This is a genomic window from Nocardioides pini (assembly GCF_026712185.1).
In the GTDB taxonomy this organism is placed as follows: Bacteria; Actinomycetota; Actinomycetes; order Propionibacteriales; family Nocardioidaceae; genus Nocardioides; species Nocardioides pini.
This window is the reverse complement of the sequence record NZ_JAPPUX010000004.1, coordinates 68,981-81,603: the sequence shown is the minus strand read 5'-3', so window position 1 is coordinate 81,603 and position 12,623 is coordinate 68,981. Positions and strand designations below refer to the sequence as shown.

Below are 12,623 nucleotides of genomic sequence, written 5' to 3'. Positions count from 1 at the left end.
GCACGGTCACCAGCGGAGGCGCACATGACGGACAAGCCGAACATCCTCATCATCTGGGGCGACGACATCGGCATCAGCAACCTGAGCTGCTACAGCGACGGCTTGATGGGCTACCGGACGCCCAACATCGATCGGATCGCGGACGAGGGCGTGCGCTTCACCGACTACTACGGCGAGCAGAGCTGCACCGCCGGTCGGGCGGCGTTCATCACCGGCCAGAACCCCTACCGGACCGGCCTGACCAAGGTCGGCTTCCCCGGGATGGACAGCGGCCTCCGGGCGGAGGACCCGACGATCGCGACGGCACTGAAGGACCTCGGCTACGCGACCGGCCAGTTCGGCAAGAACCACTTCGGCGACCGCGACGAGTTCCTGCCGACGATGCACGGCTTCGACGAGTTCTTCGGCAACCTCTACCACCTCAACGCCGAGGAGGAGCCGGAGCTCCCCGACTACCCGACCGAGGAGGAGTTCCCGGGGTTCCGGAAGCGGTTCGGACCGCGCGGCGTCGTCCACTGCTGGGCCGACGGCGAGGGCGGCCAGCGGATCGAGGACACGGGTCCGCTGACCCGAGAGCGGATGAAGACGATCGACGACGAGGTCGTGCCCGAGGCGCTGCGCTTCATGGCCGACGCCAAGGACGCCGACACCCCGTTCTTCGTGTGGCTGAACACCACCCACATGCACTTCCGCACGCACATCAAGGACGGGAGCCGGGGACGAGCCGGCCGGTGGCAGTCGGAGTACCACGACGTGATGTGCGACCACGACGACCTCGTCGGCGACGTGCTCGCCTTCCTCGACGACAACGGGCTGGCCGAGGACACGATCGTCATGTACTCCACGGACAACGGGCCGCACATGAACTCGTGGCCGGACGCCGGGATGACGCCGTTCCGCAACGAGAAGAACTCGTGCTGGGAGGGGGCCTACCGGGTCCCGGCGGTGGTGCGCTGGCCCGGGCGCATCCCCGCGGGCACCGTGCTGAACGGGATGGTCAGCCACAACGACTGGTTCGTCACCCTCCTCGCCGCCGCCGGCGACACCGGCGTGGCGGAGCGGCTCAAGGCCGGGACCGAGCTCCACGGCAGGACCTACAAGGTGCACCTCGACGGGCACAACCAGCTGGACTACCTCACCGGTGAGACCGGTGAGAGCCCGCGCCGGCACTTCTTCTACGTCTCGGACGACGGCGACCTGACCGCGTTGCGCTTCGACAACTGGAAGCTCGTCTTCCTCGAGCAACGTGCCACCGGCACGCTGCAGGTGTGGGCCGAGCCCTACACCCAGCTGCGGGTGCCGAAGATCTTCAACCTGCGCACCGACCCCTACGAGCGCGCGGACATCACCTCCAACACCTACTACGACTGGATCCTCGACCACGCCTGGCTGGTCGTCCCCGCGCAGATGTACGTCGCACGCATGGTCAGCGTGCTGGCCGAGTTCCCGGCCCGCCAGGAGCCGCCCAGCTTCAGCGTCGACAAGGTGCTGGCGAAGCTCGAAGCCGGCATGGGCAGCAGCTGAGATGGCCGTCGACCTCCCCGGAGGGGTCTTCAGGATGGGCTCGGACACCCACTACCCGGAGGAGCGTCCGAGCCATCGCGTGCGCGTCGGCGCCTTCTCCATCGACGAGACCGCCGTCACGAACACGGACTTCGCGGCGTTCGTGGCGGACACCGGCCACGTCACGGTGGCCGAGCAGCCTCTCGACCCGGCCCAGTTCCCGGACGCGCCCCCCGAGAACCTCGTCCCCGGGTCGATGGTCTTCACGCCCACCCGGGGGCCGGTCGACCTGCGGCACCTCAGCCAGTGGTGGCGGTGGAAGCCGGGCGCCTGCTGGCGCCACCCGCGCGGCCCGAGGAGCTCGATCGAGGGACTCGAGGACCACCCGGTGGTGCACGTCGCCCACGCCGACGCGCTGGCGTACGCCGCGTGGGCGGGTGCGGCCCTGCCCACCGAGGCCGAGTGGGAGTACGCCTCCCGCGGCGGGCTCGACGGGGCGACGTACACGTGGGGCGACGAGCCACGGCCGGGCGGGAGGATCATGGCGAACACTTGGGACGGCCCGGACTTCCCGTGGCGCAGCACGGGCGAGAGCGGCTTCCTGCGCACCGCCCCCGTGGGCAGCTTCCCGCCCAACGGCTACGGGCTCCACGACATGGCCGGCAACGTCTGGGAGTGGACCGACGACTGGTGGACCAGCCGGCACCCGGACGACGCGACGTCGGCCTGCTGCGCGCCGGACGACCCGCGCGGCGGTGACCTCGAGGCCAGCTACGACCCCGCCCAGCCGCAGTTCCGGGTAGGCCGGAAGGTGATCAAGGGCGGGTCGCACCTGTGCGCCGACAGCTACTGCCTGCGCTACCGGCCGGCGGCCCGGAGGCCGCAGCCGGTCGACACCGGCATGAGCCACGTCGGGTTCCGCTGCGTGCGGCGCCCCGCGACCGTGGAGGGGACACCATGACCGCGCAGCTCCACGACGTCCTGCCGTCCTGGCGTGACGGCGCCGCCCGCGACGCCCTCCTCACGTTCCTCGAGGCCTCGACCGAGGTCCCGGAGCACGAGCGGCTCGCCTGCTTCGACAACGACGGCACCCTGTGGGTCGAGCGACCCGACTACGTGCAGCTCGTCTTCTTCGTCGACGCGCTCGGCCGCGCGGTCGCCCGGGACCCCGACCTGCGGAACCGCCCGGAGTACGCGGCACTGCTCGACCGCGACGCCGCCGCCATGGGCGACCTCGGGCTCCCGCGCATCGCCGTGGCGCTCACGGAGCTGTTCGAGGGCGTGTCGCCGGAGGTCTTCACCGAGCGGGTCCGCGAGTTCATGGCCCGTGCCCGCCACCCTGCGCTCGACCGCCCCCTCCGGACGCTGGTCTACCAGCCGATGCTCGAGCTCGTCGACGAGCTGCGCAGGCGGTCGTTCAGCGTCGCGATCGTGACCGGCGGCGGCACGGAGTTCGTCCGCGCGGTCAGCGAGCAGCTCTACGGCGTGCCGCCCGAGGCCGTCGTCGGCACCCTCATCGAGTACGACTACGCGGGCGGCGACCGGCCCGCGCTGCGACGCACCACGCGCGTGGTGGGTGGGGCCAACGAGGGCGCCACGAAGGTCGTCAACATCCAGACCCAGCTCGGCCGCCGCCCGGTCATGGCCGCGGGGAACACCGACGGCGACACGGAGATGCTCGCGTGGGTGGGCAGCGGGGACGGGCCCACCCTCTCCCTCCTCGTCGACCACGACGACGCGGAGCGGGAGTTCGCGTACTCCGGCCAGAGCGTCTCGCTGTCCGGGACCGAGCCGGTCCTCGACACGGCGCGCCGGCTGGGATGGACGGTCGCCAGCATCGCGAACGACTGGGACCGCGTCTTCCCCGACGGGTGAGGGGTCGACTCGTTCACACGACCAGGAGCCTGCGGCGGCGAGGTCTTTCAGAGCGAGGCGAGCCAGTCCTCGATGGGCACGTCGCCGTCGCCGAAGACGAGGGTCTTGCGGTGCGCACGAGGGTCGTCCAGCACGGCGACCACGACCTGGGCGACGAGCTCGCGCGAGGTCGTGTCGCCCTCGCCGGAGCGAGCGTGCGGGTTGACCGCCCCGCGGCCGGGCTCCAGGGTCAGGCTGCCCGGCCCGAGGACCGTCCAGTCGAGCCCGGACGCCCGCAGGTGCTCGTCCGCGGCGATCTTCGCGTCCTGGTAGTGCCGGAACGGGTTGTCCTCGGGGACCAGCGAGTCGTGGTTCGCCCCGGAGAAGGACACCATCACGTAGCGGCCGACGCCGGCCGTCTGCGCCGCGTCCATGGACCGGATGGCCGCGTCACGGTCGACTGCGTAGGTGCGCTCGGGTTCGCCGCCACCGGCGCCCGCCGACCAGACCACCGCGTCCTGCCCGGAGAGCAGGTCGGCCATGGCGTGGGTGTCGGCGTCCTCGACCGAGGAGACGAGTGGGGTGGCGCCGGTCGCCTCGACGTCTGCGACGTGGTCGGGGTTGCGGATCACCGAGGTGACCTCGTGCCCCGCCTCCACGAGCAACGGTGCGAGGAGGAGCGCGATCTTGCCGTGTCCGCCGATGATGGTGACTCGCATGGTGTCGACGCTACACACGGCTAGGTTGGCGCGGGTGCAGACCTCCACCCACCACCTGACGATCGGCGACCGGGAGGTCCACAAGGAGTTCGTCGCCGACCACGAGGCGCAGGCCGAGCGCGAGTGGGCGTGCCTGACCCTCCTCGCCGAGCACGCGCCGGGTCTCGCTCCGCGGCCTCTGAGGCGCGAGGACGGCGACCGGCCGGTGATCGTGATGTCCCGGATCGCGGGGGAGGTGCTGCCCGCGCGACCGCTGACGACCCCGGAGGTCGGTGCGCTCGGCGCGGCACTGCGCCGGCTGTACGACGTACCGGTCGAGGCGGTGACGGCTGCCGGGATCGGGTCGCGGAGGTACGGCGCGTGCGCGCTGCCGGGCGTGCTGGTGGAGTGGCTCGGCGACGACGTCGACCTGGGGGAGTGCCGCGACCCGGGACTGGTGGGGGAGGCGCTGGACGTGGCCCGGGCCTACGTCGCGGACCCGCGGCTGCCCGAGCCACGGGAGACGGCGCTCGGCATCGCCGACCTCAACCCGGCGAACGTGATGTGGGACGGGCGGGCAGTGCGGCTCGTCGACTTCGAGGACGGCGGCCTCAGCGAGCCGGCGTACGAGCTGGCGGACCACGTCGAGCACCTCGGCAGCCGCCTCCCGGGGGTGTACGACGCCGACGCCCTCGCGCGTGCCGTCGGGCTGGACGCCGAGGGGCGGGAGCGGATGGCGGCCTACCGGCCGCTGTACGCCGCGTTCTGGCTGGCGATGCTCCTGCCGGGCAACGGCGGCTGGCGACGCAACCCGCCCGGCACGACGGAGGCGCAGGCCGCGCATTTCATGGCTCTCGCGGGCCACCACTAGACTTGTCGGTCGGCGCAGGGCCCGTGGCCCGCCCACGGACTCCTTGACAACTCGACGAAGGCGGACAACACAGACATGGCAACCACCAACGACCTCAAGAACGGCATGGTCCTCAAGATCGAGGGTCAGCTCTGGTCCGTCGTCGAGTTCCAGCACGTGAAGCCCGGCAAGGGTCCGGCCTTCGTGCGCACCAAGCTCCGCAACGTCGAGTCGGGCAAGAACGTCGACAAGACCTTCAACGCCGGCACCAAGGTCGAGACGGCCAACGTCGACAAGCGCACCATGCAGTACCTCTACAACGACGGCTCGTCCTACGTCTTCATGGACACCAGCACCTACGAGCAGCTCGAGGTCACCCCGGAGGTCGTGGGCGACGCGAAGAACTTCATGCTCGAGAACCAGGAGGCCATCGTGGCCACCAACGAGGGCCGCGTGCTCTTCATCGAGCTGCCGGCCTCGGTCGAGCTGCTGATCGCCGAGACCGAGCCGGGCCTGCAGGGCGACCGCTCGACCGGTGGCACGAAGCCCGCCACGCTGGAGACCGGCCACACCATCGCGGTGCCCCTCTTCATCACGACCGGCGAGAAGGTCAAGGTCGACACCCGCGACTCGTCCTACCTCGGCCGCGTCAAGGCCTGACGCCACGTGGCTGCCCGTTCGAAGGCGCGCAAGCGCGCGCTGGACATCCTGTTCGCCTCCGAGCTCCGCTCCGAGGATCCCGTGGTCGCGCTCGAGCGTGCCATCGAGGCCGGCGAGGGCCCGACCAACGACTACACCACGACGCTGGTGCGGGGCGTGGTCGAGCACCGTGAGCGCATCGACGAGGTGCTGACGACCTACAGCAAGGGCTGGACGCTCAGCCGGATGCCGGCGGTCGACCGCAACGTGCTCCGCATCGGCGTCTTCGAGCTGCTGTGGGGCGACGACGACGTCCCCGACACAGTGGCCGTCAGCGAGGCGCTGCACCTCGTGCAGGACCTGTCCACCGACGACTCGCCGGCCTTCGTCAACGGGCTCCTCGGGTCGGTCCAGCGCGACCGCGCCACCCTGGTCTGAGGTCCACCGGCGCTCGGTGCGCCGGGGGGTGGAGCGACGCCTCACCCACAGGGGTCAGCGGAGTCGCGGCCGGGGTCGCGAGGTCCTAGGTTGAGCCCATGAACACGTCCACCCGCACCGCTGAGCAGGCCCACAACAGCGACTGGATGGACCACGCGATCCGTGCCGGTCTCGTCGCCTACGGCGTCGTCCACCTGCTCGTCGGGTGGCTGGCGCTGCAGCTCGCCTTCGGGGAGAAGGAGGACAGCGCCTCCAACTCCGGCGCGCTGCACTACCTCGCGCAGCAGCCCATGGGCGGCGTGCTGGTGTGGCTCATCGCCGTCGGCATGTTCCTCCTCGTCCTGTGGCGGCTCCTCGAGTTCGCCTTCGGCTTCCGCGACGAGTCCGACGACGCCAAGCGGTGGCGCAAGCGCGCGACGTCGCTGTTCAAGGCGGTCATCTACGGCGCCATCGGGTGGAGCGCGGTGCAGGTCGCCACGCACTCCGGCGGCGGTGGTGGCGGCACCGACTCCACGACCGCCAAGCTCATGGACCTCCCCGGCGGCCAGCTCATCGTGGGTCTCGTGGGACTGGCGATCATCGGCTACGGCGGCTCGCTGGTCTACCGCGGCTGGACCGAGAAGTTCCGCGAGCACCTCGACGCCCAGGGCCAGTCGGGCCAGGACGGTTCGGTCTACGTCCTGATGGGCAAGATCGGCTACATCGCCAAGGGCGTCGCCATCGCCATCGTCGGCGGGCTGTTCTGCTACGCCGCGATCACGCACGACCCGAAGAAGTCGGGCGGGCTCGACCAGGCGCTCCAGACGGTGCTCGAGCAGCCGTTCGGTCAGGTCCTGCTGACGGCCATCGCGCTCGGCATCGCCGCCTACGGCGTGTTCTGCTTCGCGCGGGCCCGGCACCTCTCGCGCTAGCGACCGGAGGGCGGGCTGCCCGCGCTGGTGGGTGACCCGGCGGCCACCGCGAGCGCCGAGGCGACCATGTGGTCGCGCACCTGCTCCACGGTGACGCGGCTGATCCGCGGCACACCCGGCTCCTCCTCGGACACGAGCATCGCGACGCGTCCCAGCTGGAGGGTGCCGAGCCCGCTGGCGTAGAGCATGTTCGCCAGCAGTCCGGGGTCGTCGACGTGGAAGTCACCGCTGTCCACGCCGGCGGTGATGGTGTGGGTCAGCACCGACAGGCAGCCGCCGATGGCCTGCCCGAGGCGGTACATCGCTCCTTCGCTGACCTCCTCCAGCAGGTCGCCGCCCGGGCGCCGCATGATGGCCTGCGCGCAGTCGACGAACGCCGGGTGGGCCAGGCCGTAGTCGACGAACGCCTCCACCAGGAGTACGAGCTGCTGGCGCGGCTCGTCGGTCGTGGCGGCCGCCTGCTCGAGCGCCACCCGCAGCTCGTCGAGGTACTGCACCAGCGTGAGGCTGAAGAGCTCCTCCTTGCCGGTGAAGTGGCGGTAGATGATCGCGCGGTTGATGCCGACCGCCCGGGCGATGTCCTCGATCTGGGCGTCGCGGACGCCCCGCTCGTCGAAGAGCCGGCGCGTGGCCGAGATGATCTCGGCCTCGCGCTGTCGGCGCCGGGACGCCGCGGTGCCACCCCGTACGGGCGCGGTGGCGGGCATCGGCTCGGTGCTCATGGCCGTCAGTCTAGGTAGGTCGTCGCCCGCCGCCGGTTGTGGTTCGATGCCGGGGTGTTGGTCGCCACCGCCCGTCGTGCCGCCGTCGCCTCGTGCGCGGTGCTCGTCGTGGCGCTGCTCGGCGCCCTCCTCGCTCCCGCGGGTGCCTCGCCGCTCGCCGCCGAGGGACGCTTCGCCGGCACGGTCCGGCTGCCCGGGTGCTCCGGGGCGGTCGTGCGCTGGCCGGCCGCGCTCGACACCGATCGTGCCGTCGTCCTCACCAACGGCCACTGCGTGCGGCGGCCGTTCCTCGGCGCCCGCGAGGTGCTGGTGGACGAGAAGCGCTTCACCAAGGTCGAGCTCCTCGACGGCCGCGGCCGGGTCGCGCTGCCGGCGCGCGCCGTGCGCCTGCAGTACGCCTCGATGTACCGCACCGACGTCGCCCTGCTGACCCTCCGCGAGACGTACGCCGACCTGGCCGGCGCCGGGGTCACCCCGCTGGCCCTGGCCGACGCCGGGCCCTCGCGCGGCGACCGGATCCGCATCCCGTCGGGCTACTGGACCGAGCAGCGCGCGTGCACGACCACGGGGACGGCGTACCGCCTGCACGAGCGCTCGTGGGACTGGTGGAGGTCGATCCGGCTGCCGGCCCGCGACGGCTGCGCGATCCGCGGTGGCTACTCGGGCTCGCCGATCGTGTCGCGCGAGACCGGCCTGGTGGTCGGGGTCGCCAACACCGGCTACGTGGGCGGTCGCCGCTGCATCGACTCCGCCTGCGAGGAGGACCGCCGCGGCCGGATCGTCATGCGCAAGGACATGAACTACGGCCAGCAGACGTCGTGGCTCCTCGGCTGCCTGGACGCGGGCCGGACGTTCGACCTCGACGTGGACGGGTGCCGCCTGGCGAAGCCGCGCGGCTGACGGAGGACCGCAGGGACGGTCAGGCGGTGACGTGGGAGCGGACCGTCTCGATCGTGTCGGCCTCGTGGGGGCCCTTGTCGTCGCGGTAGCGCAGCACCCGCGCGAAGCGCAGCGCGACCCCGCCGGGGTAGCGGGTCGAGCGCTGGAGGCCGTCGAAGGCGATCTCCACGACCTGGAGCGGCCGCAGCTCCACGACGTAGTCGTCGCGGAGGGTCTCGGGGGAGACGGCGAGCTCGGTGAACCGCTCGGTCTGCCAGGCGAGCATCTCGTCGGTCATTCCCTTGAAGGTCTTGCCGAGCATCACGAAGCCGGTCTCGGACGTCTCGTCGCGCGCGCCGAGGTGGATGTTGGAGAGCCACCCCTCACGACGCCCCGACCCCCACTCCACGGCGAGGACGACCAGGTCGAGCGTGTGCCGCGGCTTGACCTTGACCCAGGCGGAGCCGCGCCGGCCCGCGGCGTAGGGGGCCGAGAGGTCCTTGAGCACGACGCCCTCGTGGCCGGCGGCGACGGTCTCGGCGGCGAACGCGTCGGCGGCCGCGGGGTCCGCGGTCACCAGGCGGCGCACGCGGTGCTGCTCCGGGACGAGCTCGTCGAGGGCGGCGAGGCGGTCGCGGCCGGGGGCGTCGAGCAGGTCGCGGCCGTCGACGTGCAGCAGGTCGAAGAAGTGGGGCGTGACCGCGACGCCGGACTCCTGGGCGGTGCGGCTGGCGGTGTCCTGGAAGGCCATCGGGCGCCCGTCGTCGGACAGGGCGAGCGCCTCGCCGTCGAGCACGAAGCGCCCGGCCGGCAGCGAGCGCGCGACCTCGACCACCTCGGGCAGCCGCCCGGTGATGTCGTCGAGGCTGCGGGTCACCACCAGCACCTCGTCGCCGTCGCGGTGGACCTGGATGCGGATGCCGTCGAGCTTGGCGTCGATGGCGACCTCGGTCGCGCCGTCGGGGGAGAGGCCCGCCATCGCGGTGGCGACGTCGGGAGCGCTCGAGGCGAGCATCGGCATCACCGGCCGGCCGACCTCCAGCCCGATGGCGGCGAGCGCCTCCTCACCCTCGAACGCGGCACCGGCGGCCGCGACCGTCGAGCCGGCCAGCATCGCGGCGCGGCGGACCGCGGGGAGAGGCACGTCGGCGACCCGGGCCACCGCCTCCTGCGTCACCGCGTCGAGCGCACCCTGGCGGACGTTGCCCGTGATGATCGCGCGCAGCCACCTCTGCTCCTCGGCGGTCGCGCGCGAGAAGAGGTCGCCCGCCGCCTCCTTCCGCGCGAGCTGCGACCCGGGCCCGGCGAGGCGCGACATCGCCTCGAAGGCCGCGTCGACCTCCAGCACCGTCAACGAGGGCGTGTCGGCGGGCGCGGGGAGGTCGCTGACCCCACGCCAGCCCAGGCCCGTGCGCCGCTGGCGCAGCGCCCCGCCGAGGTAGGAGACGACCACCTCGAGCTCTGCGGGTTCGACGCGACCGAGCAGCTCCGCGAGCGCCGTGACCTTGGCCTTGCGGGAGCGCGTGGCGGCCACGGTGGCGGAGGTGGCGACCAGCTCGGCGAGCAGCATGGATCCATCCTGCCGCCCGCCACCGACAGCGGTGCCACCCGAACGGGCAGGATGGTGGCCATGAGCACGACCCCTCCGGCGCGGCCCGCCTCGCTCTACGTGCCGCGGTCCAACCTGATGGACCCCGACGACGTGCGTCCGTTCGTCGACGCCGTCGCCACGGCGCAGCTCGTCACCGTGGGCGAGGACGGCGTGCCCGACGCGACGTTCCTCCCGGTCCTGTGGCAGGGCGACCGGCTCCTGGGCCACCTCGCCCGCGCGAACGGGCACTGGCGCCGGATCGTCGACGGCTCCGCGGCGCTGGCCGTCGTCACCGGCCCGGACGCCTACGTCTCGCCGTCCTGGTACGCCTCGAAGGCCGAGCACGGCAAGGTCGTCCCGACGTGGAACTACTCGGTCGTCCACCTCCGCGGCCGCGTCGTGGTGCACGACGACGCCGCGTGGGTGCGCGGCCTCGTCACCGCCCTGACCGACCGCCACGAGCAGCCGCGCCCGGAGCCGTGGGCGCTCACCGACGCCCCCGCCGACTACGTGGACAAGAACCTGCGCCCCATCGTCGGCGTCGAGCTCGTCGTGGCGTCGGTGGAGGCCAAGGCCAAGCTGAGCCAGAACCGCTCCGACGAGGACCGCGCGGGCGTGGCCACCGGCCTGGTCGCCGACGGACGCGCGCCGGAGGGGCTCGTCGCCCCGTGACGCGCGTGCGTGAGCGGTTCACCGGTCGCATCGCCGGCGTCGGCAGCACCAGCGGCGTACGCCTCGTCGTCGGCCGCTGGGACGGCTCGCCCTGGGGTGCGTTCTCCGACGTGATGGTCGAGGACGCGGACGGCCACCGCGTGCTCCTGGCGCCCTCGGAGCGGGTGCGCGACTTCGTGGCGGCCACCTACTCGTTCGACGAGCACGTCATCGGACCGGTCACGGTGGAGGACACCGTCGACGGGTGGGAGGTGTCGGCATCGTCGCTCGCGCTGCGGCTGGTCATCGGGGGTCGTACGCCGCTGGGAGCGCTCCTCGCCGCCCTTCCGAGCCGCCTCGCGACGGCACCCGCGTGGTGCTCGGTCGTCGACCCCGTCGCCCGTGTCGTGCTGCGCGGCGTGCGGACCCGCGGGACGGCGGGCAACGACCGGCGCGAGTGGTACGGCGCCACGTCGGTGGTCGCGGTCACCGCGATGTCGGGCCGCTGGCGTGACGACGCCCTCGGTGCGCTCGCGCCGGTCGACCCGCCGTGCCGGTTCGGCTTCTCCAGCACGCCGGCGCGCCCGTCGGTGACCAGCGTCGTGACGACGATCGATCGCCCGGGCGCGTAGCGCCGGGGGCGGTCAGAGCAACCCGAGGCCGTGCGCGTGTCGGCGCACGGCCTCGGTGTCCGCTGCCAGCACGAACGGCACGTCCGGGCCCCAGGCGTCGGCGACCTTCTCCACCCGCCCGTCGCCCGGGTCGAGCCGCACCTCACGGATGTAGACCGCCAGGATCCGTCCGGGGTGCTCGCGCACGATGTCGGCGTAGATCTCGGGGTCGTGCTCGCCGGAGTCGCCGATGAGGACGAACGGCAGGTCCGGGTGGAGGTCGAGCACCTCCCGGATGCGGTCGTGCTTCTGCTCGCGTCCCCGCCACGTGCCGAGCAGGTCGCGCAGCAGGACGGGGCCGAGCGGGAAGCCGCGGTGGCGCAGGAAGCCGACCAGGAACGAGTGCAGGTTCCACGGGCTCGACGAGACGTAGAAGACGGGGTTCTGGTCGGCGGCGAGGTCGCGGTAGAGCTCGGCCGCACCGGGGAACGGCGTACGGGTCAGCGAGGACCCGGTGAGCGTCTGCAGGACCATCCGCCCGGCTCGCTGGACGCCGGTCTGCAGGATCGTGTCGTCGACGTCGGACACGATGCCGAACCGGGCGTCGCCGGAGGGGACGCGCACGTCGACGGCTGCCGAGTGCCCCGTGGTGCCGCGGTAGCTGCCGCGGAGCGCGACCCTCCCTCGGGTCCACGGGCTCTCGAGCGTCTCCGGCGGGGCGGGGACGCGCACGAGGAAGTAGCCCTCCGGGTCGGAGGCGGTCTGCACGGTGGCCCCGCCCACGGTGACCTCGAGGGGGACGCCGGGCAGCTCGTCGGTGAGGAAGTTGCGGAGCGTACGACGGACCGCGGCACCCACGCCCTCGCCCTCGACGGTCTCGGCCTCCATCGGGTTGTCCAGGACCCGTCCGCGGACGACGACGCCCTTCTGTCCGCCGTGGCCGATGTAGGGCTCGATCCTGAAGTGCTCCGGCGTGCGGGACCGCCTGCGCCGCAGCCGGGCACCGTCCCACGCGCGCTCGGCCGTGACGACCAGTCGTTGGAGATCCACGGGGCAACCGTATTCACCGGGTCCGTGAGTTGCCTCACGCGGACCCGGTGGGAGGCGGGCACGCACCCGCCGCGGATTCGACATGCCCGCCCGATCGTGTTCTGGTGGAAGAGCCGCAGGCAGTGGTCCCCGTCGTGGACGGGGCCGCCTCCCATCGCGAGGTGACGCCCGCCGCGGCCTCGACGCCCGACTCGACGGTGTCGCGTCCGAGCGCCCCAGGAGGCGC

Annotated in this window: 14 protein-coding genes; 10 read left to right on the top strand and 4 right to left on the bottom strand. The window is 72.6% G+C overall.

Features of this window, described 5'->3' with window-relative positions; all coding sequences use genetic code 11:
* Positions 1-24 precede the first annotated feature (24 nt).
* Genes NYO98_RS13710 through NYO98_RS13700 form a run of 3 tightly spaced genes read left to right on the top strand, consistent with a single transcriptional unit; the run spans position 25 to position 3,378 of the window.
* Positions 25-1,524, top strand: coding sequence for an arylsulfatase (locus NYO98_RS13710; RefSeq protein ID WP_268112300.1), 1,500 nt, complete (start codon positions 25-27; stop codon positions 1,522-1,524).
* 1 nt (position 1,525) lies between these two features.
* Positions 1,526-2,464, top strand: a complete 939-nt coding sequence (locus NYO98_RS13705; protein ID WP_268112299.1) for a formylglycine-generating enzyme family protein — start codon at positions 1,526-1,528, stop codon at positions 2,462-2,464.
* Complete coding sequence (locus tag NYO98_RS13700) at positions 2,461-3,378, top strand: HAD family hydrolase (RefSeq protein ID WP_268112298.1); 918 nt, start codon at positions 2,461-2,463, stop codon at positions 3,376-3,378. Before NYO98_RS13705 ends, NYO98_RS13700 begins: the two co-directional genes overlap by 4 nt.
* 47 nt (positions 3,379-3,425) lie before the next feature.
* On the opposite strand, the gene NYO98_RS13695 is transcribed toward NYO98_RS13700, so the two are convergent.
* Positions 3,426-4,076 (bottom strand): SDR family oxidoreductase, encoded by a 651-nt coding sequence (locus tag NYO98_RS13695; protein WP_268112297.1) that lies wholly within the window; start codon positions 4,074-4,076, stop codon positions 3,426-3,428.
* Positions 4,077-4,110: 34 nt separating this feature from the next.
* Between NYO98_RS13695 and NYO98_RS13690 the strand changes: the two genes are divergently transcribed.
* The 4 genes from NYO98_RS13690 (at position 4,111) to NYO98_RS13675 (ending at position 6,893) form a co-directional block, all read left to right on the top strand.
* Positions 4,111-4,926, top strand: a complete 816-nt coding sequence (locus NYO98_RS13690; RefSeq protein ID WP_268112296.1) for an aminoglycoside phosphotransferase family protein — start codon at positions 4,111-4,113, stop codon at positions 4,924-4,926.
* A 75-nt stretch (positions 4,927-5,001) separates the two neighbouring features.
* On the top strand, positions 5,002-5,565 hold the full coding sequence (gene efp, locus NYO98_RS13685; RefSeq protein WP_172259690.1) for an elongation factor P: 564 nt from the start codon (positions 5,002-5,004) through the stop codon (positions 5,563-5,565).
* A gap of 6 nt (positions 5,566-5,571) precedes the next feature.
* Complete coding sequence (nusB, locus tag NYO98_RS13680) at positions 5,572-5,982, top strand: transcription antitermination factor NusB (protein ID WP_268112295.1); 411 nt, start codon at positions 5,572-5,574, stop codon at positions 5,980-5,982.
* Positions 5,983-6,080: 98 nt separating this feature from the next.
* Positions 6,081-6,893: a DUF1206 domain-containing protein gene (locus tag NYO98_RS13675; protein WP_268112294.1), complete on the top strand. Its 813-nt coding sequence runs from the start codon at positions 6,081-6,083 to the stop codon at positions 6,891-6,893.
* On the opposite strand, the gene NYO98_RS13670 is transcribed toward NYO98_RS13675, so the two are convergent.
* Entirely contained in the window at positions 6,890-7,615 is a 726-nt protein-coding gene (locus NYO98_RS13670) for a TetR/AcrR family transcriptional regulator (protein WP_268112293.1), read from the bottom strand. The genes NYO98_RS13675 and NYO98_RS13670 overlap by 4 nt on opposite strands.
* 54 nt (positions 7,616-7,669) lie before the next feature.
* Between NYO98_RS13670 and NYO98_RS13665 the strand changes: the two genes are divergently transcribed.
* Positions 7,670-8,515: a S1 family peptidase gene (locus NYO98_RS13665; RefSeq protein WP_268112292.1), complete on the top strand. Its 846-nt coding sequence runs from the start codon at positions 7,670-7,672 to the stop codon at positions 8,513-8,515.
* A gap of 19 nt (positions 8,516-8,534) precedes the next feature.
* On the opposite strand, the gene NYO98_RS13660 is transcribed toward NYO98_RS13665, so the two are convergent.
* A complete protein-coding gene (locus tag NYO98_RS13660; protein ID WP_268112291.1) occupies positions 8,535-10,064 on the bottom strand; it encodes an ATP-dependent DNA ligase in 1,530 nt (509 codons plus the stop codon).
* A gap of 60 nt (positions 10,065-10,124) precedes the next feature.
* Between NYO98_RS13660 and NYO98_RS13655 the strand changes: the two genes are divergently transcribed.
* Complete coding sequence (locus NYO98_RS13655) at positions 10,125-10,757, top strand: FMN-binding negative transcriptional regulator (protein ID WP_268112290.1); 633 nt, start codon at positions 10,125-10,127, stop codon at positions 10,755-10,757.
* The gene (locus NYO98_RS13650) at positions 10,754-11,368 is read left to right on the top strand and encodes a hypothetical protein (protein WP_268112289.1); all 615 of its coding nucleotides are present in this window, start codon (positions 10,754-10,756) and stop codon (positions 11,366-11,368) included. The genes NYO98_RS13655 and NYO98_RS13650 overlap by 4 nt, the downstream gene beginning before the upstream one ends.
* Positions 11,369-11,380: 12 nt before the next feature.
* On the opposite strand, the gene NYO98_RS13645 is transcribed toward NYO98_RS13650, so the two are convergent.
* On the bottom strand, positions 11,381-12,397 hold the full coding sequence (locus NYO98_RS13645; protein ID WP_268112288.1) for an App1 family protein: 1,017 nt from the start codon (positions 12,395-12,397) through the stop codon (positions 11,381-11,383).
* Positions 12,398-12,623 lie beyond the last annotated feature (226 nt).

Coding starts and splice junctions, on each gene's coding strand:
- NYO98_RS13655 (WP_268112290.1), top strand. CDS start 10,125: ATGAGCACGACCCCTCCGGCGCGGCCCGCCTCGCTCTACGTGCCGCGG.
- NYO98_RS13705 (WP_268112299.1), top strand. CDS start 1,526: ATGGCCGTCGACCTCCCCGGAGGGGTCTTCAGGATGGGCTCGGACACC.
- NYO98_RS13660 (WP_268112291.1), bottom strand. CDS start 10,064: ATGCTGCTCGCCGAGCTGGTCGCCACCTCCGCCACCGTGGCCGCCACG.
- NYO98_RS13695 (WP_268112297.1), bottom strand. CDS start 4,076: ATGCGAGTCACCATCATCGGCGGACACGGCAAGATCGCGCTCCTCCTC.
- NYO98_RS13710 (WP_268112300.1), top strand. CDS start 25: ATGACGGACAAGCCGAACATCCTCATCATCTGGGGCGACGACATCGGC.
- efp (WP_172259690.1), top strand. CDS start 5,002: ATGGCAACCACCAACGACCTCAAGAACGGCATGGTCCTCAAGATCGAG.
- NYO98_RS13670 (WP_268112293.1), bottom strand. CDS start 7,615: ATGAGCACCGAGCCGATGCCCGCCACCGCGCCCGTACGGGGTGGCACC.
- NYO98_RS13675 (WP_268112294.1), top strand. CDS start 6,081: ATGAACACGTCCACCCGCACCGCTGAGCAGGCCCACAACAGCGACTGG.
- NYO98_RS13700 (WP_268112298.1), top strand. CDS start 2,461: ATGACCGCGCAGCTCCACGACGTCCTGCCGTCCTGGCGTGACGGCGCC.